The following is a 21156-nucleotide window of genomic DNA, read 5'->3' as shown; positions in this document are numbered from 1 at the left end:
CCGGGACCGACGGTACGTCACCCCGTTCCCCCGTTCGCGCGGTAGCTTGTGCTCCGGTGATCGAGTCGGTCCGGCGGCTTTCGCTCTTCGGCGCCGCGACATCACAACACGTCACATCCTGTCCCTTTTCAGGAGAATCGCTCCCAATGGTGTTTACTGTTGGTAACCTCGCGAGCCGGTACGGGAGTGGGACCGGTACGGCTGCGGGGCCGCTGGGGAAGGCGAACCTCGAACAGCACAGGAGGTCCCGGTGACGTCACGAGGGGTTCTGTACGTGCACTCCGCGCCCCGCGCGCTGTGCCCGCACGTCGAGTGGGCCGTGGCCGGCGTGCTCGGCGGGCGCGTCACCCTCGACTGGATCCGGCAGCCCGCCGCGCCCGGCACCTGGCGCGCGGAGTTCTCCTGGCAGGGCCGCCCCGGCACCGTCTCCCAGCTCGCCTCCGCGCTGCGCGGCTGGCACCTGCTGCGTTTCGAGGTGACCGCCGAGCCGTCCGCCACCGCCGAGGGCGAGCGCTACAGCTCCACCCCCTCCCTGGGCATCTTCCACGCCGTCACCGGCATCCACGGCGACATCCTCGTCCCCGAGGACCGGCTGCGGGCCGCGCTCGCCCGTGCCGCCCGCGGCGAGGGCGACCTGCAGGCGGAGGTGGCCAGGCTCCTGGGCAAGCCCTGGGACGACGAGCTGGAGCCCTTCCGCTACGCGGGCGAGGGCGCCCCGGTGCGCTGGCTGCACCAAGTGGTCTGAGGTGACCGGGCCCGTGTCCGCTTCCCGTACGTCGTCCGTCGCCGTCCTGGGCACCGGCATCATGGGTGCCGCCATGGCCCGCAACCTCGCCCGCGCCGGGCTGGACGTCCGCGCCTGGAACCGCACCCGGGCCAAGGCCGAACCGCTCGCCGCCCACGGCATCACCGTGGCCGACAGCCCCGGTGCGGCGGTCCGCGGCGCCGACGCCGTCCTGACCATGCTGCACGACGGCCCCGCCGCCTTGGACGTCCTGCGCGCGGCCGCGCCGGACCTCGCCCCCGGCACGGTGTGGGTGCAGTGCAGCACCGCCGGCCTGGAGGGCCTGGCGGAGCTGGCCGCCTTCGCCGACGGCAACGACCTCGTCCTTCTCGACGCCCCCGTCCTGGGCACCCGGCAGCCGGCCGAGGCCGGCGAGCTCGTCGTCCTCGTCGCCGGTCCGCAGGACGCCTGCCGGGCTGCGGCCCCCGTCTTCGAGGCCGTGGGCAGCCGCACGCTGCGGGTCGGCGACGACGCGGCGGACGGGGCCGCCACCCGGCTCAAGCTCGTCATCAACAGCTGGGTGCTCACCGTCACCCACGGCGCCGCCGAGGCCCTCGCCCTGGCACGCGGCCTGGGCGTGGACCCGCAGCACTTCCTCGAAGCGGTCGCGGGCGGTCCCCTGGACCTGCCCTACCTGCAGGCCAAGTCCCGCCTTCTGCTGGAGAACGCCCTCACCCCGCCCTCCTTCGCCACCGCCACCGCAGAGAAGGACGCCCGGCTCATCGTGGCCGCCGCCGAGGCGGCCGGCGTCCGCCTGGACGTGGCCGCGGCGGGCGCCGAGCGCTTCCGCCGGGCCGTCGCGCAGGGCCACGGCGAGCAGGACATGGCCGCCTCCTACTTCGCCAGCTTCGGCGCACCGCACTGACGGCAACGCGCAGGGGCCCGCCCCGGCCGAAGCCGGGACGGGCCCCTGGGTGGGCGTACGTCAGACCGTGCGCAGTGCGAGCACCACGTTGTGGCCGCCGAAGCCGAAGGAGTTGTTGATGGCCGCGATCGAGCCCTCGGGCAGCGGACGCGGCTCGTCGCGCACGATGTCCGCGTCGATGTCGTCGTCCATCGCCTCGATGTTGATCGTCGGCGGGGCGACGCGGTGGTGCAGGGCCAGCACCGTCGCGACCGTCTCGATGCCGCCGGCACCGCCGAGCAGGTGACCGGTCATGGACTTCGTCGCGGAGACCGCGACGTGGTCCAGGTCGTCGCCGAGGACCTTGCGCAGCGCCTTGATCTCGGCGGCGTCGCCCTGCGGGGTGGAGGTGGCGTGCGCGTTGAGGTGCACGACCTCGGCCGGCTTGAGGTCCGTGGTGTCCAGCAGGTTCTGCAGGGCGGCGGCGATGCCGCGGCCCGTGGGCTCCGGCTGGGCGATGTGGTGGCTGTCCGCGGACAGGCCCTGGCCCAGCACCTCGCAGTAGACGCGGGCACCGCGCCGGGCGGCGTGCTCGGCGGACTCCAGGACGACCACGCCGGCGCCCTCACCGAGGACGAAGCCGTCACGGGCCTTGTCGTACGGGCGGGAGGCCTTGGTGGGCTCCTCGTTGTTCTTGGACATCGCCATCATGCTGGCGAAGGCCGCGACGGGCAGCGGGTGGATGGCCGCCTCGGTGCCGCCGGCGACGACGATGTCGGCGCGGCCGGAGCGGATCATCTCGTAGGCGTAGCCGATGGCCTCGGCGCCGGAGGCGCAGGCGCTGACGGGGGTGTGCACGCCCGCCCGGGCGTTCACCTCCAGGCCCACGTTGGCGCTCGGGCTGTTGGGCATGAGCATCGGCACGGTGTGCGGGGAGACGCGGCGGGCGCCCTTGTCCTTGAGCACGTCGTACTGGTCGAGCAGGGTCGTCACGCCGCCGATGCCGGAGGCGATGACGGTGCCCAGGCGCTCGGGGTCGACGGAGTCGTCGTCACCGGCCTTGCCGGTGAAGCCGGCGTCCGCCCACGCCTCGCGCGCGGCGATCAGAGCGAACTGCGCCGAGCGGTCGAGCCTGCGGGCCAGCGGACGGGGCAGCACCTCCTCCGGGTCCACCGCCGCCGTGGCGGCGATGCGGACCGGCAGGTCGGCGAACCGCTCGTCCTCCAGGGGCTTCACGCCGGAACGGCCGGCGAGCAGGCCCTCCCAGGTCGAAGCGCTGTCGCCACCCAGCGGTGTGGTTGCGCCGATACCGGTGACGACCACGGTGCGATTGGTCGAGTTCATCGGGATTCTGTCTCCACGTGTAGAGGTGCTGGAACCGCCACCGCCGGGTGGCGACGACGCTACGGTCAGGCCTGGTGCTTGAGGATGTAGCCGGCGGCGTCGCCGACGGTCTTCAGGTTCTTGACGTCCTCGTCCGGGATCTTGACGTCGAAGCGCTCCTCGGCGGCCACGACGACCTCGACCATGGACAGCGAGTCGACGTCCAGGTCGTCGGTGAAGGACTTGTCCAGCTGGACGTCCTCGACCGGGATGCCGGCGATCTCGTTGACGATCTCGGCGAGACCCTTGACGATCTCTTCCTGGGTGTGGGCCATAGTGGCGCTCCTTTTATTCATGTGCGTTGGAACTGCGGTAAGGAAACTGCAGAGGCGGTGAGCTCCCGGTGGTGACCGACGCTGCCGGTCCCGGGAACTCGCCTAGGGGAGGGTAACGACCGTGGCGGCGTACACGAGACCCGCCCCGAAGCCGATGAGGAGCGCGGTGTCCCCGCTCTTCGCCGCGCCGGTGGCCAGGAGCCGCTCCATGGCGAGCGGGATGGAGGCCGCGGAGGTGTTGCCCGTGGTCTCCACGTCACGGGCGACCGTGACGCTCTCCGGCAGCTTGAGGGTCTTCACCATCGAGTCGATGATCCGCATGTTGGCCTGGTGCGGGATGAAGACGTCCAGGTCCTCCGGGTCGACCCCGGCCTCGTCCAGGGCCTGCTGGGCGATCTTCGCCATTTCGAAGACGGCCCAGCGGAAGACCGCCTGACCCTCCTGGGTGATGGCGGGGAACCGGACGTCGGACTCCTCGCGGTAGACGTCCCAGGCCACGGTCTGCTTGATGGTCTCGGCTTTGTCGCCCTCCGAGCCCCACACGATCGGGCCGATCGCCGGCACGTCGGACGGGCCGACGACCACGGCGCCCGCGCCGTCGCCGAAGAGGAAGGCGGTGGCGCGGTCCTGGAGGTCGGTCAGGTCCGACAGCCGCTCGACGCCGATCACCAGGACGTGCTCGGCCGAGCCGCCCACGATGAAGTCCTTGGCCATGGTCAGGCCGTAGCCGAAGCCCGCGCAGCCGGCCGAGATGTCGAAGGCGGCGGGCTTGCCCGCACCCACCTTGTGGGCGATCTCGGTCGCGATGGCAGGGGTCTGCTTGAAGTGCGACACGGTCGCCACGACGACGGCGTCGATCCGGTCGGGCGAGATGCCGGCGGCGGCGATGGCCTTGCCGGCCGCCTCCAGCGACATGGCGGCCACGGTCTCCTCCGGGCCGGCCCAGTGCCGGGTGGCGATGCCCGAGCGGGAACGGATCCACTCGTCGGAGGAGTCGATGTGCTTGAGGATCTCCTCGTTGGGCACCACCCGGGTGGGGCGGTAGCCGCCGACGCCCATGATGCGCGCGTAGGGAGCACCCTTGGCGGGCTTGATGGTCGCGGTCATGGTGGACGGACTCCTTATTCGGCCGGGGCTGCGGCCGGGGTGGCGTGCTCGGCGATCAGCGCACGGGCCTTGTCGAGGTCATCGGGAGACTTCAGCGCGACGGTCTCGACCCCGGGCAGGGCGCGCTTGGCCAGGCCGACGAGGGTGCCGCCGGGCGACAGCTCGAGGATGCCGGTGACACCCAGCTCCTTGAAGGTCTCCATGCACAGGTCCCAGCGCACCGGGTTGGCCACCTGGCCCACCAGGCGCGTGACGACCTCGCGGCCCTCGGCCACGACGCCGCCGTCCTTGTTGGAGACGTAGGCGGTGCGCGGGTCCGCCGGGGACAGCTCCGCTACGGCCGCCTCCAGCGCGGAGACCGCAGGGGCCATGTGGTGCGTGTGGAAGGCGCCCGCCACCTTCAGCGCCACGGCCTTGCGGGTGCCCTCGGGCAGGTCCTCGGCGAGCGCGGCCAGCTGCTCCAGCGTGCCCGCGGCCACGATCTGACCGGCGCCGTTGACGTTCGCCGGGGTCAGGCCCATCTTCTCCAGGTGCGGCAGGACGGCCTCCGGGGCGCCGCCCAGCAGGGCGGACATGCCGGTCGGGGTCACCGCGGCGGCCTCGGCCATCGCCAGACCGCGGGTGCGCACCAGGCGCATCGCCTCTTCGTCGGTGAGCACACCGGTCAGCGCGGCGGCGGCGAGCTCGCCCACGCTGTGGCCGGCGCTCGCGCCGACCTGCGCGGCGAGGTCGTCGGCGGTGGCGAAGAGCTGCTTGGCCGACAGCAGTGCGGCCGCCACCAGCAGCGGCTGGGCGACCGCGGTGTCGCGGATCTCGTCGGCGTCGGCGTTCGTGCCGTAGTGGACAAGGTCCATGTCGATGGCTCCGGACCACGCACGGAGTTGATCTTCAACACCGGGGAGGTCGAGCCAGGGGGTCAGGAAGCCGGGCGTCTGAGCGCCCTGGCCGGGAGCGACGAGTACGAGCACCCTCACACTCTCTCTCGTGGACGGCATCGCCCACCCGTGGGGACAGGGACGAAGAACCGTCAGGGGAATTGTGGACGTTCAACAAAAGCCTAAGGCTGTCACTCGGTGTCGGCCAGCCGCCCGAGGATCAGTGCGATCCGCAAGGTGAACGCCGAGCGGACATCGGAGGGTGACCATCCGGTGACGTCCGTCACACGTCGCAGCCGGTACCGCACGGTATTGGGGTGGACGAACAACATCCGCGCCGCCCCCTCCAGACTGCTCGCCTGCTCCAGATAGACGCTCAGCGTCTCCAGCAGAGCCGAGCCGGCCTCCTCCAGAGGTCTGTAGATCTCCTCCACCAACTGCCGCCGCGCCGCCGGATCCCCGGCCATCGCCCGCTCCGGCAGCAGGTCGTCGGCCAGCACCGGCCGCGGCGCGTCCGGCCAGGCGGCACACGCCTTCAGCCCGGCCGCCGCGGCCTGCGCCGACCGCGTCGCCGCCAGCAGGTCCGGCACCACCGGCCCCGCCACCACCGGCCCCGCCGCGAACGGCCCGATCAGCGCCTTCGCCGCCTGCACCGGATTGTCCGAACCACCGGCGATCACCACCAGCCGGCTGCCCAGCACCCCCGTCAGCACCTGCAGCTTCGCGTGCCGGGCGGCCCGCCGGATCGCCTCCACCGTCAGCTCGCTGTCCCCGTTGGGCGCCGTGCCCAGCACCACGCACACGTGCGCCGGGGCGTTCCAGCCCAGCGCCGCCGCCCGCGAGACCGCGCCCTCGTCCGCCTCGCCCGACAGCACCGCGTTGACCACCAGCGACTCCAGCCGGGCGTCCCAGGCGCCGCGCGCCTCGGCCGCCTGCGCGTACACCTGGGCCGTGGCGAAGGCGATCTCCCGCGCGTAGACCAGCAGCGCCTCGCGCAGCGACGACGCGTCGCCCGGGGCCGCCACCTCGTCGATGGCCGACTCCATGACCTCGATGGTCGTACGCACCATCTCCACGGTCTGCCGCAGCGTGATCGCCCGCGTCAGCTCCCGCGGCGCCGTGCCGAACACGTCCGTACTGATGGCCTGCGGCGTCTCCGGATGCCGGAACCACTCCGTGAACGCCGCGATACCGGCCTGGGCGACCAGGCCGATCCACGAGCGGTTCTCCGGGGGCATCGCCCGGTACCACGGCAGCTGGGCGTCCATCCGGGCGATGGCCGCCGCGGCCAGCGTCCCGGAGGACTGCTCCAGATTGCGCAGCGTGGCGCTGTGCGGATGCGGGGGCGGGGTCTGGTCAGCTGGTTCAGGCACGGGGACAAGCCTGCCTTATTCGGGTGCGCTCCGGAGCCGCCGGTCCCCCCGCGACGCCCGCAGCGGTACCCGGCAGAGCTACGGTGGCCCTGTGACGCGCCCTGTGATGCATGTGCAGCGGGCCGCCGACCGCTACCGCGGCGGTGAACCGGAGACCGGGATCGACACCCGGCACGCCTTCTCGTTCTCGGGCTTCTACGACCCCGACAACGTGCGCTTCGGGCCGCTCGCCGCCTGCAACGAGGAGCGCCTCGCAGCAGGCGCGGGCTTCACCGAGCACCCCCACCGGGACGTCGAGATCGTCACCTGGGTGATCGAGGGCGAGCTCGCCCACGAGGACTCCACCGGCCACGTCGTCACCGTCCGCCCCGGCGACCTCCAGCGCCTCAGCGCCGGCTCGGGCGCCCGGCACAGCGAACGCAATGCGGGGTCCGCTCCGCTGCGGTTCGTCCAGATGTGGCTGACCCCGTCCGACTTCGGCGGCGAACCCGAGTACGAGGTGGTACGCGGCATCGCCGACAGCACGCCGTACGCCCTCGCGCGGGCGGAGGCGGTGCTGCACGTCCGCAGACTGCAGGGCGCGCAGCGGACGGCGCTGCCGGATGCGCCATGGCTGTACGTGCACGTGGTCGCCGGACCCGTACGGGTCGGGGGCGAGGTGCTGCACGAGGGCGACGCGGCCCGCATCCTCGACGCGACCGGCATCGAGGCCGAGGCGATCGGCTCCGCCGTGGAGCTGCTGGCGTGGGAGATGCACGCCGAGCCGCACTTCGGCTAGGCCGCGCCCCTTCGGGGCGCCGCCCCTCACGCCGAGCGCAGCTCCGAGCGCAGCTCGGTGAGGACGGCGTCCGTCAGGGCGGGCCACACCTCGGTGGCCCAGGGCCCGAAGGGGCGGTCCGCCAGGGCGACGCACGCGGCCCCCGCCTCCGGGTCCACCCACAGGAACGTGCCGGCCTGGCCGAAGTGGCCGTACGTCCGCGGGGAGGAGGACGCCCCCGTCCAGTGCGGGGACTTCCCGTCGCGGATCTCGAAGCCCAGCCCCCAGTCGTTGGGGCGCTGGTGGCCGTAGCCCGGCAGGACGCCCGACAGGCCGGGGAAGGCCACCGACGTCGCCTCGCGGACCGTCTCGGCCGCCAGCAGCCGCGGCGCCTGCAGCTCCGCCGCGAAGCGGAGCAGGTCCTCGACCGTGGAGACGCCGTCCTTGGCGGGCGAGCCCGGCAGGTCCGTGGCGCTCATGCCCAGCGGCTCCAGCACCGCCTGCCGCAGGTACTCGGCGAAGGGAATGTCCGTCGCCTTGGCGATGTGGTCGCCCAGCACCTCGAAGCCGGCGTTGGAGTACAGCCGGCGCGTGCCGGGCGCGGCCATCGGGCGGTGCTCGTCGAAGGCGAGGCCGGAGGTGTGCGCGAGCAGGTGGCGTACCGTCGAGCCCTCGGGGCCGGCCGGCTCGTCCAGCTCGATCGCCCCCTCCTCGACGGCGACGAGCGCGGCGTAGGCGGCCAGCGGTTTGGTGACGGAGGCCAGGGGGAAACGGTGCCCGGTCGCGCCGTACGCTCCCGCGCAGCTGCCGTCGGCCCGTACGACGGCCGCCGCAGCGGTGTCCACCGGCCAGTTCTCGATCATCCGCAGGCTCTCCATGGAAGGGAGCCTAACCCGCCCGCGTCCGCTCCCCGGATTCCCGCTTGCTTGGAGTGCACTCCAACTCTCTAGCGTTGAGCCCGACGCAGAAGGTTCGCGAGGGGGAAGCGGTATGACGGTGATCGACAGCATCCAGGTACCGGCTCCGGTCTGCACGGAGCTGGACCGGCAGCGCAGCCGGCGCCCCATGGGCCGGGAGCGCTACACGATCAGCGAAGTCGCCGAGTACGCCGGGCTGTCGGCGCACACCCTGCGCTGGTACGAGCGCATCGGGCTGATGCCGCACGTCGACCGCTCGCACACCGGCCAGCGCCGCTACACCGACCGCGACCTCGACTGGCTGGACCTGGTCGCCCGGCTGCGGCTGACCGGGATGCCGGTCGCGGACATGGTCCGCTACGCCGAACTCGTCCGCGAGGGCGACCACACCTTTCCCGAGCGCGAACAACTGCTGAGCGCGCACCGCGAGGACGTCCGCAGGCGGATCGCGGAGCTGCGCAGCACGCTCGAGGTGCTCGACTACAAGATTGAAAACTACGCCGCCGCCCGGGACCGGGCGCTCGAAGGGGCATGACGTACACATGAGCAACGACAAGATCGCAAGCGTGCGGCTCGGCACGGACGGCCCCGAGGTCGGCGTCCAGGGCCTGGGCTGCATGGGCATGAGCTTCGCCTACGGGCCGACCACCGACGAGGACGAGGCCCGCGCCACGCTGGAGCGGGCGCTGGAGCTGGGCGTCACGCTCTTCGACACCGCCGACATGTACGGCTTCGGCGAGAACGAGAAGTTCATCGCGCCGTTCGTCCGGGCGCACCGCGAACAGGTCGTGCTGGCCACCAAGTTCGCCATCGTCGCCAACCCGGAGAACCCGGCGGAGCGCATTATCCGCAACGACGCCGCCTACATCCGCCAGTCCGTCGAGGGCAGCCTGCGCCGCCTCGGCGTCGACGAGATCGACCTGTACTACATGCACCGCCGCAACCCCGACGTCCCGCTGGAGGAGTCGGTCGGCACGATGGCCGAGCTCGTACGCGAGGGCAAGGTCAAGCACCTGGGCCTGAGCGAGGTGACGGGCAGTGAACTGCGCGAGGCGCACGCCATCCACCCGATCGCGGCCGTGCAGTCCGAGTGGTCGCTGTTCAGCCGCGACATCGAGGCGAACGTCGTACCGGCGGCACGCGAGCTCGGCGTCGCGCTGGTGCCGTACTCCCCGCTCGGGCGCGGCTTCCTGACGGGATCGTTCGTCGACGCGAACAAGGACCTCACGCAGGACGACTGGCGGCGCACGCAGCCGCGCTTCACCGGCGACAACGCGGCCGCGAACGCGGCACTGCTGGAGCCGGTGCGGCGCATCGCCGAGACCCACGGCGCCACGCCGGCGCAGGTGGCACTGGCGTGGGTGCAGCAGCGGGCGCAGGCCGAGGGCCTGGCGGTCGTGCCGATCCCGGGCACGCGCAAGCGTTCCCGCCTGGAGGAGAACGTGGCCGCGACGCGGCTGGAGCTGACGGACGCGGAGCTGGTGGAGCTGGAGCCGATCGCGTCGAAGGTCGCGGGCGACCGCTACCCGGACATGTCCTTCACGTCGGCGGGCCGCGACTGACGCCTGCCAGCGGGGCTGTGCCCCGCAAGGGGCGCGGGACGGTGTCGATCTGCGGCTGCGCCGCGTGGGCGCGATCAGCCACCGGCGGCCTGCAGCCGACGTGCCACCCCGGCACCCCCTGTGCGGGCGCGTCGTGGCTTGTCGCGCAGTTCCCCGCGCCCCTACGGGGCGCCGTGGAGCCGCCCGACGGGTCGCTCACCCCTACGGGGCGCCTACTCCTCGCCCGGGGCTACCAGCCCCGACTCGTAGGCGAAGACCACCGCCTGCGCCCGGTCGCGCAGCCCCAGCTTCCCCAGCACCCGCCCCACGTGCGTCTTGACCGTCTGCTCCGCCAGCACCAGCTGTGCCGCGATCTCCTGGTTCGACAGTCCGCGGGCGATCAGCGACAGCACCTCCGTCTCCCGTGGCGTCAGCCCGTTCAGGCGGACGGAGCGGGTGCGGCGGCGGGGGGCCGGGCGCTTGGCGAAGTCGGCGATCAGCCGGCGGGTGACGGAGGGGGCGAGGAGGGCCTCGCCCGCCGCCACCACGCGTACGGCGGAGATGAGGTCCGCCGGGGGCGCGTCCTTGAGGAGGAAGCCGGAGGCGCCGGCGCGCAGCGCCTCGTAGACGTAGTCGTCGACGTCGAAGGTGGTGAGCATCAGCACCTTGGGCCGGTGTTCGACCCCGCGGGGCGGGTCGAGCAGTTGCCGGGCGGCCTCCAGGCCGTCCATTTCCGGCATGCGCACGTCCATGAGCACCACGTCGGGGTGCAGGCGGCGGCCGAGTTCGACGCCCTGCCGGCCGTCCGGTGCGTCGCCGACGACGTCGATGTCGCTCTGGGCGGCAAGGAGCGCGGCGAAGCCCGCCCGGACCATGGCCTGGTCGTCGACGATGATCACTCGGATGGTCAACGGGCTTCCTTCGCTGTGGGGGCCTGGGGGGTCAGCGGCAGCCGGGCCGCGACCCGGAAGCCGCCCTCGGGCAGGGGGCCGGCGTCGAGGGTGCCGCCGACCAGGCGGACGCGTTCGCGCATGCCGACCAGGCCGTGGCCGGTGCCGCCGCTCTCCAGGGGGGCGGCGTGCGGGTCGGCGGGGGCGGCGTTGACGACCAGGAGCATCAGGTCGGTGCCGTCGGTCACCGAGACGGACACGCTGGTGGCCGCGCCGGGGGCGTGCCGCACGGCGTTGGCGAGGGCCTCCTGCACGATGCGGTACGCGGAGAGGTCGACGGCCTGCGCCAGGCCGTCCGGCAGTGGGTCCGGCATGGTCAGTTCGACCGGCAGCCCGGAGCGTACGGTCGCCTCGACGAGCTGGGGGATGCGCGCGATGCCGGGCTGGGGCGCCCGCTCGGCGCTGCCGCCCTCGGAGGCGTCGGCGCTGCGCAGGACGCCGAGCAGGCGCCGCATCTCGGTCAGGGACTCGCGGGCGGTGGTGGCGATGGAGCCGAACTCCTCGCGCGCTTCGTCCGTCAGTCCGCTCAGCCGGTAGGGCGCGCTGTCGGCCTGCACGGTGATCACGGACATGTGGTGGGCGACGACGTCGTGGAGCTCGCGGGCGATGCGGGCGCGCTCCTCCAACAGGGTGCGGTGGGCGCGTTCGGCCTCGCTGATGGTCTCCTGTTCGGCGAGTGCCCGCCGGGCGTCGCCGCGTTCGCGCAGGGCGCCGCCGACCAGGAGCAGCACCGCGCTGAGGACGACCAGCGCGACCCAGGTGCCGCCGGCCCGTGCCGGGGCGAGGGCGTCGAAGCCCAGGCTCGCCAGGACGGTCACCAGCCAGACGGCCGCCAGGGTGGCGCGGCGTTCGCGTGCGGCGACGGCGAGGGTGAGCAGCAGCAGGCCGATGACGGCCGTCGGCGGCCAGGGCCAGGGCAGTCCGTGCGGCGACTGGGCGACGCGTACGGCCGCGGCGGCCGCGATGTGGGCGCCGAAGGAGACGGCCCAGGCGGCCAGCGGCCGGCGAACGGCCATGATCAGCGGGGCGGTCTGCGCGATCGCGAGCAGGGTGGCGAGGCCGGCCTGCAGCCGGTACTCGCGGGTCAGCAGGTAGGCGCTGACGGGCAGCAGGATGACGAGGAACAGCCAGGCGACGAGGTACGGCAGGAGCCGTACGAAGGGGCGTCGGGCCTGGCCGAGCAGCGGCACGGGGGGCCCTGCGGGCGTGACGAGGGCGCGCAGGAACGCGAGGGGCCGGGTCAGGGGCGGGGCAAGCGGGGACATGGCGTGATCAGCCTAGGCGTACGGGCCCGCGTGCCGCGTCACCCCCCGGTGCCGTCCCTGTGGCCCGGCCTCATACCCCGGTATCACGCGCTCGCGGTCACAGCTCCGCCAGCAGCTCGGCCTTCTTCGTACTGAACTCGTCGTCGGTCAGCAGCCCGGCCCGGTGCAGCTCGCCGAGGTGGCGGATGCGGTCGGCGATGCCGCCGGGGTCGGGGCGGGCGGCGGGTACGGGGCAGGGCGCCGGCCTATCGGGCCGGGCCCGGACGGCCTGCAGGACCGCGGCGGCGAACGGCAGGGACTCGTGGACCAGGCCGTAGCCCCTGCCGAAGACGACCGCGGCCGGATCCTGGTCGGCCGGGGCGGGCCGGGCGCCGTCTGCGCCGCGGCGCAGCAGCCGCAGGTGCCCGCCGTCGGCGTCGGGGGAGCGCCACTGCACCCCGGAGAGCTCCTCCAGGCCGAAGCGCTGGTCCCCCGCCTTCCACTTGGCGGAGGAGGCGCCGGTCCAGAACCAGCGGAAGGAGACGGCCGATCCGTCGAAGGACGCCTTGCCGTCGTAGGCCTTGAAGGACAGCGGCGGCACCGGTGCCGCCACCAGGTGCCGCTCGGCCGGCTCCGCGGCGTGCGGGCCGAGCTCGGCCCGTATGCGCTCGGCGAAGTACTCGGCGAGCAGGGCCCGTTCGGCGGGGAGCACCAGCCGGTAGGGGTCGTTGCCCTCCTTGAGCTGGCCGTCGGCCGCGTCCACCAGTGGGTCGGCGCCGGCTCTGGCCACGGCGCGCAGCACCACCGTGCCGTGTCTCCCCGGGGCCTGCTCGACGGCCGCGAGCGCCTCGTAGGGGATGCGCCGCTCGCCGAGCACCTGCAGCAGCTTCGGTGTGCGGATCCCCCGTTCGAAGCGGATGAGCACGGAGTCGGTGTCGAACTCCCAGACGGTGTGGAAACCCGTCAGCACATCACCCATGCCGCTCATCGTAAGCGGCACCCGCGCGGGCGTCCCCCCTCGTGGCGCTACGCGCGTCAAGCCCGTCAGGCCGCGGTGGCGGCGGCGGTACGGTCCAGGCCGTCCGTGCAGTCACCGCTGTCACCGGCGCACCGCACGGCGTCGACGGCACCGACGCCGATGTCGGCGAAGTTGGTCAGGCTGGTGGTGCCGGGACGGAAGTAGCCGGCGTGGCCCTCGGCGTCGGCCGCCGACAGCACGCGGGCGCCGAAGCCGGCGGAGACCGGGTCGGCACCGTGGCCCAGGCCGCCGACCTCCATGTGCGGCACGCCGCGGATCCAGTCGTCGGCGTCCCGCATCGCCCATATCCGGGCCGTGGCGCGCAGGTCGGAGACGCGGTCGGCGCGCATGCCGGGGCTGCCGGCGACGGCGACGTCCGTCACGCGCGGGGAGAGGTCGCGGGCGGCGACGCCGCACACCACCGAGCCGTAGCTGTGGCAGAACAGCGAGACGCGGGAGTCGCCGGGCAGGGCGCGCACCAGCTTGCGCAGGCGCAGTGCGCCCTCGGCGGCGAGCTTGCCGGTGGCGGCGTCCATGCCGACGCCGACGGGGGAGGTGTAGTCGGCCCAGGCGATGACGGCGGTCCCGGCGGCGGGGGCCGCCTTCCGCTCGGCGTCGTAGAGCGAGCGGGCCATGCCCACCGGCGCGCTGTACGCGCGCTGGGTCTTCTCGAAGGTCAGCACGTTGGTGTCGACGCCGGGGACGACCACGGAGACGTGCCGGGCGCGGTCGAGGTCGCCGATGACCTCGGCCACCCGACCGTCACCGGCCGGGTCGAAGGCGAGCACCTGCCGGCCGTCGGCCAGCAGGGATTCGAAGCGGTGCATGCGCCGGCCGGCCTCGTAGCGGCCGCCGGGGGTGAGGCCGCTGTCGTGGGTGCGGTGCTCCTCCGCCGCGCTCGCCTGGGCGAGCGCGATGCGGTTGGCGCGGTAGCGCAGGGTGAGCGGCACCCCGCCGAGGTTGCCGACGACCAGCGGATAGCGGTCGGCCAGCCGCTCGCGCTGGCCTTGCGTGAGGGCGGCGAAGAAGCGGGCCACGACGGTGGGTTCGGCGTCGGCCGGCGGCAGCGACCGCCCGCCTATGGAGCCGTGGTGCCATGCCGCGAGCGCCGCGGTGCGCGGGTCGGTGGTTCCCTTGTGCCCCTTGACGGCCGTCCAGCCCGTTGTGGCGAGCATCACGAACACCACGGCCAGCGCGAGCAGTGCGCGCCAGGCCGTGGAGGCGTTGGCCCAGGGGATGGCGGAGGGGGAGCCGAGCTCCGGGAAGGAAGTCACCGCCGACCACAGTAGGAGAAAAAAGAGGCCGTCCGGGAATCCGGTGAGCTATCTCACGTTTGAATCAACGGTATTTGGGCGTGGAAGAGCGTGTTCCGTGCAGGGTCCGTTCAAGAACGCCAGTTTTCCGCCAGCGCCGGACCGATGTGGTCCAAGTAGTCGGTGGTGACCCGGCGGAACGCCTCCTTGTCGCTCCCCAGGAGATCGCCCCAGCGCTTGACGACCTCCCGCATCACCCCGCCGAACGCCGCGACGATGATCCGCGGGCGCGGGTCGTCGGCCGGCATCCCCTCGCGGCGGGCGATCTCCGCGGTGAGCCGGTCCTCCAGCTCGGCCGACATCCGCAGCTGCGCGGCCAGCAGCTGCGGCGTCTCCTGGACCGTACGGAAGGTGCTGACGTGCAGCTTCAGCGGGACGACCGAGTGAATGGCCTGGTCGATGGTGTCCCAGGAGGCCAGTACGGCCGTGCGCAGGGCCGTCAGCGGCGACTCCGCGGCCGGCCGCGCGCACACCGCCTCGAAGAAGTGCTCCTCCACCATCCGCTGGACGGACAGCGCGACCTCCTCCTTGCCCGCGAAGTAGCGGAAGAAGGTGCGCTGCGAGACGTCGGCCGCGGCGGCGATCTCGTCCACCGTCGTGCGCTCGTACCCCTGCCGGGCGATCAGCTCCAGCGCGGAGCGGATCAGGGCGTCCCTGGTCCGGCGCTTCTTGCGCTCGCGCAGACCGGGGGGCATCTCCGCCGGGACCTCGATCGCCTGCATGGCCGCCTCTCTCGTAAAACTGGCAGATTATGACGCTTGGAACCGTTGGGCACTTGTCAGTGACTGCCATAATCTCGGAAGCATGACTCAGACCACCGTCGCCGACGCGACGTCGGACCTGAAGCCCCCGAACGGATTACGGGGACACCCCTGGCTGACCCTCGTCTCGGTCGCGATCGGCGTGATGATGGTGGCGCTCGACGGAACGATCGTCGCCATAGCCAATCCCGCCATACAAAAAGACCTCGGCGCCTCGCTCGCCGACGTCCAGTGGATCACCAATGCCTACCTCCTCGCCCTCGCCGTCGCGCTGATCACGGCGGGCCGGCTCGGCGACCGCTTCGGTCACCGGCTGGTCTTCCTCATCGGTACCACCGGTTTCGCCGTCTCCTCCGGACTCATCGCCCTCTCCGGCAGCGTGTCGCTCGTCGTCGCCCTGCGCGTCGTCCAGGGCCTCGCCGGCGCCCTGCTGATGCCCGCCGCGCTCGGCCTGCTGCGCGCGGTCTTCCCCGCCGAGCGGCTCAACATGGCCATCGGCGTATGGGGCATGGTCATCGGCGCCTCCACCGCCGGCGGCCCCATCGTCGGCGGACTGCTCGTCGAACACGTCAACTGGCAGTCCGTCTTCTTCATCAACGTCCCCGTCGGCGCCCTCGCCCTCGCGCTGGGCCTGGTCATCCTCAAGGACCACCGGGTGAAGGGCGCCCCCCGCACCTTCGACGCCCCGGGCGTCGTCCTGCTCTCCGGAGCGATGTTCTGCCTGGTCTGGGCGCTGATCAAGGCGACCGACTGGTCCTGGGGCGACGCGCGGACGGTGACCTTCCTCGGTGTCGCCGCCCTGCTCTTCGCCCTCTTCGTCGCCTGGGAGACATGGGGCACCCGCGAGCCCCTGCTGCCCATGGGGCTCTTCCGCTCCCTCCCGCTGTCCGCCGGCACCGTCCTGATGGTCCTGATGGCCTTCGCCTTCATCGGCGGACTGTTCTTCGTGACCTTCTACCTGCAGAACGTCCACCGGCTCAGCCCCGTCGACGCCGGACTGCACCTGCTGCCGCTGACCGGAATGATGATCGTCGGCTCGCCCGCCGCGGCCGCCCTGATCACCCGGATCGGACCGCGCATCCCCCTGGTGATCGGCATGACCAGCACCGCCGTCGCCTGCATCGGGCTGAGCACCCTCGACGCCGGTACGGACACCCCCACCATGTCGCTGTGGTTCGCCCTCATGGGCGTCGGCCTCGCACCCGTCATGGTCGGCGCCACCGAAGTCATCGTCGGCAACGCGCCGCTGCGGCACGCGGGGGTCGCCAGCGGCCTGCAACAGGCGGCGATGCAGGTCGGCGGCTCCCTCGGCACCGCCGTCCTCGGCGCCGTCATGGCCCAGCGCGTCGACGACCTGCTGCCGCGCGCCTGGGAACGGGCCGGGCTGCGCCCGGGCACGCCGGAACAGATGGAGCAGGCCGGCCACGCCGTCCAGGTCGGGGTCGCGCCCGTCCCGCCCGGGGTGCCGCCGCAGGCGGCGGAGCGCATCACCACGGTCGCCCATGACACTTTCGTGTCAGGGATGCAGCTCGGATTCCGGGTGGCCGCGGGCGTCGCGGTGCTCGCGGCGCTGGTCGCACTGTTCACCAGGCGCGGCGAGCACACCGCCCACACGGCGGGCCCCGGTCATCTCTAGCGACTTCCCCTATCAGGGCGTGACCGGTTGACCACCCTTGGCAACGGCACGTGCGGGCACAAGACTCCTCACATCGACCGAGTGGGGGAGTGATGCGCAATGCGTATGTTTCATGCTGCCGCTGTAGCCGTGGGCCTGGCCGGGACGGTGGTCCTGGCGCTCGCACCGGCCGCGAGCGCCGGGTCCGCACAGCGGACCGGCGCCTGCGCGGCAGGCCAGCTGTGCCTGTGGCCGAAGGCCCACTTCAAGGGGCAGGCGCAGGTGGCCGAGCTGGAGGGCACGACGACGGAGAGCTGCGTGCCGCTGCCCGAGGGCGCCTCGGCACTGTCGCTGGCCAACCGGACGGGGCACCCGGTGACGACGTACCAGAGCGCCACATGCGGCGAGACGGGTGAGTTCCAGACGTACCCGTCGGGCACGTGGGCACCGGAGTCGCCGTACGTGGTGCGTGCGTACAAGGTCTGGGAGCGCTGAACCTCCCAACAGAACGACCGCGGCCCCAGCCGGTTGAACCGGCTGGGGCCGCGGTCGTATGTCGGCTGACCGTCAGCGCGAGCGCTTAGGCGTCACCACCGGCCGCGCCGGGGTCGGCGGCGGCCACGTCGAGCAGCTCGTAGCGGTCGATCGCCTGCTTGAGCGCAGAGCGGTCGATCTTGCCCTCCTTGGCCAGCTCCGTGAGCACCGCCAGCACGATCGACTGCGCGTCGATGTGGAAGTAGCGGCGCGCAGCGCCCCGCGTGTCGGCGAAGCCGAAGCCGTCCGCACCCAGCGAGGAGTACGTGCCGGGCACCCAGCGGGCGATCTGGTCCGGAACGGCGCGCATCCAGTCGGACACGGCGACCTTCGGGCCCTCGGCGCCGGTGAGCTTCTTCGTCACGTACGGGACGCGCTGCTCCTCCTCGGGGTGGAGCAGGTTGTGCTCCTCGACCTCGATGGCGTCGCGGCGCAGCTCGTTCCAGGAGGTCGCCGACCAGACGTCCGCCTTGACGTTCCACTCCTCGGCGAGGATGCGCTGGGCCTCGATGGCCCACGGCACGGCCACACCGGAGGCCATGATCTGCGCCGGGATGGCGCCCGCCTCGCCCTGCTTGAAGCGGTACAGCCCCTTGAGGATGCCCTCGGCGTCCACGTTCTCCGGCTCGGCCGGGTGCTGGATCGGCTCGTTGTAGACGGTGAGGTAGTAGAAGATGTCCTCCGCGTTCTCCCCGTACATACGGCGGAGACCGTCCTGGACGATGTGCGCGATCTCGAAGCCGAACGCCGGGTCGTACGCGACGACGGCCGGGTTGGTCGAGGCCAGCAGGTGCGAGTGGCCGTCGGCGTGCTGCAGGCCCTCACCGGTCAGGGTGGTGCGACCGGCGGTGGCGCCGAGGACGAAGCCGCGGGCCAGCTGGTCGGCCATCTGCCAGAACTGGTCGCCGGTGCGCTGGAACCCGAACATCGAGTAGAAGACGTAGATCGGGATCAGCGGCTCGCCGTGCGTGGCGTAGGCGGAGCCGGCGGCGATCAGCGACGCGGTGCAGCCCGCCTCGGAGATGCCGTCGTGCAGCATCTGACCGGTCGGGGACTCCTTGTACGCCAGCAGCAGCTCGCGGTCCACGGCTTCGTACTGCTGGCCCAGCGGGTTGTAGATCTTCGCCGAGGGGAACAGCGAGTCCATGCCGAAGGTGCGGTACTCGTCGGGCGCGATCGGCACGAAGCGCTTGCCGATCTCCTTGTCCCGCATGAGGTCCTTCAGCAGGCGGACGAAGGCCATGGTGGTGGCGATCGCCTGCTGGCCGGAGCCCTTCTTCGTCGGCGCGTAGGCCTTGTCGCCCGGCAGGACGAGCGGCTTGGAGCGGTCGACACGGGTGGGCACGTACCCGCCGAGCGCCTTGCGGCGGTCGTGCATGTACTGGATCTCTTCCGAGTCCTTGCCCGGGTGGTAGTACGGCGGCAGGCCGGACTCCAGCTCCTTGTCGGAGATCGGGATGTGGAGACGGTCACGGAAGCGCTTGAGGTCCTCGACCGTGAGCTTCTTCATCTGGTGGGTCGCGTTGCGGCCCTCGAAGTTCGGGCCGAGCGTCCAGCCCTTGACCGTCTGGGCCAGGATCACGGTCGGCTGGCCCTTGTGGGCCTTGGCCGCCGCGTAGGCCGCGTAGATCTTCTTGTGGTCGTGGCCGCCGCGACCCAGGTGCAGGATCTGGTCGTCGGTCATGCCCTCGACCATCTTGCGCAGACGGTGGTCGTCGCCGAAGAAGTGCTCGCGGATGTACGCACCGGTCTCGGTGGCGTACGTCTGGAACTGGCCGTCGGGGGTGCTGTTGAGCTTGTTGACCAGGATGCCGTCGCGGTCCTGGGCCAGCAGCGGGTCCCAGGAGCGGTCCCACACCAGCTTGATCACGTTCCAGCCGGCGCCGCGGAACTGCGACTCCAGCTCCTGCATGATCTTGCCGTTGCCGCGGACCGGGCCGTCGAGGCGCTGCAGGTTGCAGTTGACGACGAAGGTCAGGTTGTCCAGGCCCTCGCGCGCGGCCAGGGACAGCTGGCCGAGCGACTCCGGCTCGTCCATCTCGCCGTCGCCCAGGAACGCCCAAACGTGGGACTTGGAGGTGTCGGCGATGCCGCGCGCCTCCATGTAGCGGTTCATGCGGGCCTGGTAGATCGCGCCGAGCGGGCCGAGGCCCATCGAGACGGTCGGGAACTCCCAGAAGTCCGGCATCAGGCGCGGGTGCGGGTAGCTGGACAGGCCGTACGGGGCCTTCGACTTCTCCTGGCGGAAGGCGTCCAGCTGCTGCTCGGAGAGTCGGTCCAGCAGGAACGCGCGCGCGTAGACACCGGGGGAGGCGTGGCCCTGGAAGAAGATCTGGTCGCCGCCGTCGCCGCCGTCCTTGCCGCGGAAGAAGTGGTTGAAGCCCACGTCGTACAGCGAGGCGGAGGAGGCGAAGGTGGCGATGTGGCCGCCGACGCCGATGCCCGGGCGCTGGGCGCGCGAGACCATGACGGCCGCGTTCCAGCGGGTCGCGTTCAGGATCTTGCGCTCGATCTCCTCGTTGCCGGGGAAGAACGGCTCGTCCTTGGTCGCGATGGTGTTGACGTAGTCCGTGCTGCGCATCTCGGGCACGGCCACGCGCTTCTCACGGGCCCGCTCGATCAGGCGGAGCATGAGGTAGCGGGCACGTTCCCGGCCTCGCTCATCGACAGCCGCGTCGAGCGAGTCGAGCCATTCCTGGGTCTCTTCGGGATCGAAGTCCGGGACCTGGCTGGGAAGACCGCCAATGATGATCGGGTTGCGATCGGATCCGGAAGCCACGCTGTTCCTTCGTTGTTCGGGTCGTGCCGCGCACGCGGTCAACACTGTCTATATGTCGCGCCGGCTCCCATCGTGGACCGCGGCGGCGGAAACGTCATCTCTACTGGGTGGTAACCACCGCAGAGCGAGACGAATCGTTCTGATGTCGGGTGGCGCCCGGCGTTGGTCGCCTCGGGCGCCGAATCGCAACCATACGCCCCCAATGCAGGGTGCTCGCGTACGGCCGTTCGGCCCCGAGGGTCGTCATTGCGGGGAGTAACTTCGCAAACCCGGCATCATACTGTGACGTGAATCACATGTGCTTGCGCTCCGATGGTTGGAGTTGCCATGAGACGTCCGCGTCCGTCAACGTTTCGGCGGTCCCCATGGCCGGGTACTTGCGCGATCGGTCCGGCACGTGTGGACTACGCCCAATGCCTTGCGTACGCGAGGAGCACAAGACAATTTCCCGAAACATGACAGGAGACAATCCGTGAGCGCGACCGCGGACCACGCGGAGGAGCGGAGCAACCCCGCCGCCAGGCTGGGGTTCGAGCCCGGACAGGTGGTCCAGGAGATCGGTTACGACGACGACGTCGATCATGATCTCCGTGAGGGTATCGAGTCCGTCATCGGTCAGGAACTCGTCGACGAGGACTACGACGACGTGGCCGACGTCGTCCTGCTGTGGTTCCGGGACGAGGACGGCGACCTCACGGACGCGCTGGTGGATGCCATCGGCTTCCTCGACGACGGCGGCAACATCTGGCTGCTGACCCCCAAGACGGGGCGCGACGGCTACATCGAGCCGAGCGATATCCAGGACGCCGCGCAGACTGCCGGGCTTTCCCAGACCAAGAGCATCTCCGTGGCCAAGGACTGGAGCGGCACCCGGCTGGCCGCGCCCAAGCGCTAGCCCCCGCAGACACCCCGCCCCGCCCCCGGCCGCAGGCCGAAGCGTCGGGCACGAGCACCCCCGGTGACCCTCGTCACCGGGGGTGCCGGCGTTTCGGGCGGATGTCGTTCCCCGGGGGTCCGGTGATTTCCCCGGGAGCGCAGTGACAGACTGAGCCTGCCGACAGGTCCCGTCACCAGAAAGGTGTTCCC

Annotated in this window: 20 protein-coding genes; 8 read left to right on the top strand and 12 right to left on the bottom strand. The window is 71.9% G+C overall.

What is annotated here, in order from left to right; translation table 11 throughout:
• Positions 1-250 precede the first annotated feature (250 nt).
• Both AB0K17_RS09290 and AB0K17_RS09285 read left to right on the top strand, forming a co-directional pair.
• The gene (locus AB0K17_RS09290) at positions 251-745 is read left to right on the top strand and encodes a DUF3145 domain-containing protein (protein WP_365967127.1); all 495 of its coding nucleotides are present in this window, start codon (positions 251-253) and stop codon (positions 743-745) included.
• Positions 746-758: 13 nt separating this feature from the next.
• The gene (locus AB0K17_RS09285; RefSeq protein ID WP_365982626.1) at positions 759-1649 is read left to right on the top strand and encodes an NAD(P)-dependent oxidoreductase; all 891 of its coding nucleotides are present in this window, start codon (positions 759-761) and stop codon (positions 1647-1649) included.
• A 60-nt stretch (positions 1650-1709) separates the two neighbouring features.
• Here AB0K17_RS09285 and fabF read toward each other — a convergent pair whose 3' ends face one another.
• From fabF to AB0K17_RS09260, 5 genes are all read right to left on the bottom strand, one after another.
• Positions 1710-2972, bottom strand: coding sequence for a beta-ketoacyl-ACP synthase II (gene fabF, locus AB0K17_RS09280; RefSeq protein WP_365982625.1), 1263 nt, complete (start codon positions 2970-2972; stop codon positions 1710-1712).
• Between the two features lie 65 nt (positions 2973-3037).
• Positions 3038-3286: an acyl carrier protein gene (locus AB0K17_RS09275; RefSeq protein WP_365967130.1), complete on the bottom strand. Its 249-nt coding sequence runs from the start codon at positions 3284-3286 to the stop codon at positions 3038-3040.
• Positions 3287-3388: 102 nt separating this feature from the next.
• On the bottom strand, positions 3389-4393 hold the full coding sequence (locus AB0K17_RS09270) for a ketoacyl-ACP synthase III (RefSeq protein WP_365967131.1): 1005 nt from the start codon (positions 4391-4393) through the stop codon (positions 3389-3391).
• Between the two features lie 14 nt (positions 4394-4407).
• Positions 4408-5361 (bottom strand): ACP S-malonyltransferase, encoded by a 954-nt coding sequence (locus AB0K17_RS09265; RefSeq protein WP_365982624.1) that lies wholly within the window; start codon positions 5359-5361, stop codon positions 4408-4410.
• Positions 5362-5459: 98 nt separating this feature from the next.
• Positions 5460-6641: a helix-turn-helix domain-containing protein gene (locus tag AB0K17_RS09260; protein WP_365967133.1), complete on the bottom strand. Its 1182-nt coding sequence runs from the start codon at positions 6639-6641 to the stop codon at positions 5460-5462.
• A gap of 106 nt (positions 6642-6747) precedes the next feature.
• On the opposite strand from AB0K17_RS09260, the gene AB0K17_RS09255 reads away from it, so the two are divergent.
• Positions 6748-7419, top strand: a complete 672-nt coding sequence (locus AB0K17_RS09255) for a pirin family protein (RefSeq protein ID WP_365967163.1) — start codon at positions 6748-6750, stop codon at positions 7417-7419.
• A 26-nt stretch (positions 7420-7445) separates the two neighbouring features.
• On the opposite strand, the gene AB0K17_RS09250 is transcribed toward AB0K17_RS09255, so the two are convergent.
• On the bottom strand, positions 7446-8276 hold the full coding sequence (locus AB0K17_RS09250; protein ID WP_365967134.1) for a serine hydrolase domain-containing protein: 831 nt from the start codon (positions 8274-8276) through the stop codon (positions 7446-7448).
• 187 nt (positions 8277-8463) lie between these two features.
• On the opposite strand from AB0K17_RS09250, the gene AB0K17_RS09245 reads away from it, so the two are divergent.
• Together AB0K17_RS09245 and AB0K17_RS09240 are read left to right on the top strand one after the other, a co-directional pair.
• A complete protein-coding gene (locus AB0K17_RS09245) occupies positions 8464-8850 on the top strand; it encodes a MerR family transcriptional regulator (protein WP_365982767.1) in 387 nt (128 codons plus the stop codon).
• Between the two features lie 7 nt (positions 8851-8857).
• Positions 8858-9877, top strand: coding sequence for an aldo/keto reductase (locus AB0K17_RS09240; protein WP_365967135.1), 1020 nt, complete (start codon positions 8858-8860; stop codon positions 9875-9877).
• A gap of 212 nt (positions 9878-10089) precedes the next feature.
• On the opposite strand, the gene AB0K17_RS09235 is transcribed toward AB0K17_RS09240, so the two are convergent.
• The 5 genes from AB0K17_RS09235 to AB0K17_RS09215 all read right to left on the bottom strand — a co-directional run bounded on the left by AB0K17_RS09235 (position 10090) and on the right by AB0K17_RS09215 (position 15103).
• Entirely contained in the window at positions 10090-10767 is a 678-nt protein-coding gene (locus AB0K17_RS09235; RefSeq protein ID WP_365967136.1) for a response regulator transcription factor, read from the bottom strand.
• Positions 10764-12071: a histidine kinase gene (locus AB0K17_RS09230; protein ID WP_365982623.1), complete on the bottom strand. Its 1308-nt coding sequence runs from the start codon at positions 12069-12071 to the stop codon at positions 10764-10766. Before AB0K17_RS09230 ends, AB0K17_RS09235 begins: the two co-directional genes overlap by 4 nt.
• Positions 12072-12168: 97 nt before the next feature.
• Positions 12169-13029: a DUF4429 domain-containing protein gene (locus AB0K17_RS09225; RefSeq protein ID WP_365982622.1), complete on the bottom strand. Its 861-nt coding sequence runs from the start codon at positions 13027-13029 to the stop codon at positions 12169-12171.
• A gap of 65 nt (positions 13030-13094) precedes the next feature.
• Positions 13095-14342 (bottom strand): alpha/beta hydrolase, encoded by a 1248-nt coding sequence (locus tag AB0K17_RS09220; protein ID WP_365982621.1) that lies wholly within the window; start codon positions 14340-14342, stop codon positions 13095-13097.
• A gap of 110 nt (positions 14343-14452) precedes the next feature.
• A complete protein-coding gene (locus tag AB0K17_RS09215) occupies positions 14453-15103 on the bottom strand; it encodes a TetR family transcriptional regulator (RefSeq protein WP_365967140.1) in 651 nt (216 codons plus the stop codon).
• 82 nt (positions 15104-15185) lie between these two features.
• On the opposite strand from AB0K17_RS09215, the gene AB0K17_RS09210 reads away from it, so the two are divergent.
• Positions 15186-16778 carry an MFS transporter gene (locus AB0K17_RS09210; RefSeq protein ID WP_365982620.1) on the top strand — a complete coding sequence of 531 codons (1593 nt, stop codon included), beginning with the start codon at positions 15186-15188 and terminating at the stop codon, positions 16776-16778.
• Positions 16779-16883: 105 nt separating this feature from the next.
• On the top strand, positions 16884-17252 hold the full coding sequence (locus AB0K17_RS09205) for a peptidase inhibitor family I36 protein (protein WP_365967165.1): 369 nt from the start codon (positions 16884-16886) through the stop codon (positions 17250-17252).
• Between the two features lie 85 nt (positions 17253-17337).
• Here AB0K17_RS09205 and aceE read toward each other — a convergent pair whose 3' ends face one another.
• Complete coding sequence (aceE, locus tag AB0K17_RS09200) at positions 17338-20070, bottom strand: pyruvate dehydrogenase (acetyl-transferring), homodimeric type (protein WP_365967142.1); 2733 nt, start codon at positions 20068-20070, stop codon at positions 17338-17340.
• Positions 20071-20542: 472 nt separating this feature from the next.
• Between aceE and AB0K17_RS09195 the strand changes: the two genes are divergently transcribed.
• Positions 20543-20965: a DUF3052 domain-containing protein gene (locus AB0K17_RS09195; protein ID WP_365967143.1), complete on the top strand. Its 423-nt coding sequence runs from the start codon at positions 20543-20545 to the stop codon at positions 20963-20965.
• Positions 20966-21156: the final 191 nt, after the last annotated feature.

The organism is Streptomyces sp. NPDC049585, from assembly GCF_040675615.1.
Classification (GTDB): Bacteria; Actinomycetota; Actinomycetes; order Streptomycetales; family Streptomycetaceae; genus Streptomyces; species Streptomyces luteosporeus.
This window is presented reverse-complemented; position numbering and strand designations above follow the sequence as displayed.